At 49.1% G+C, this 519-nt stretch carries 1 pseudogene; it reads right to left on the minus strand.

Going from position 1 to position 519, the window contains the following annotated elements:
• Positions 1-519, minus strand: a pseudogene (locus R8O11_RS31240) (flagellin); the annotation flags it as partial.

A 519-nucleotide genomic window follows, 5' to 3' on the forward strand; every position in this document is an offset into this window, starting at 1 on the left:
CCGTCCGATTGACCGTCAAACTGAATCATCACCGCTTGGCCCTGAGGGAAATCCAAACGAATTTGTTCCGCTCGGTCACTGAGACGATGCACATTCAAACCTGGGATAGAGAAGCGACGAATATCGGCTTTATCCAACTTGAGATGCAACTCGTTATCGATCACCTTCTGGCCATCAAAACGCGCTTGTTCCACAACACGTTGAATGTTCGCTTTAGAGCGCACAAGCGTATCTTGCAACCCCGGCACATTTTGTGTGCCTTGCGTAACGGCTTGAGTTAACCCACGTTTAATGTGCGTTAGCTCTTTACCAATGGTTTGCAGTGATTTTGAAGCAATTTGTACCGCTGTTGCTTGTTGCTGTCCCTGAGTCAGTTGAATGCCAGAGACAGAATAGGCTGACGCGGTGTCAGCCTGAACTTGAATTGGACGCGGTTTGATCGTACTGCTTGAATCCGCAGAGCGGGTTGGCATGATAGAGGCTTGTTCTTGGCCACCCAAGCGTATGCTATGAGCTCTA

This window comes from Vibrio sp. 1288, assembly GCF_033344475.1.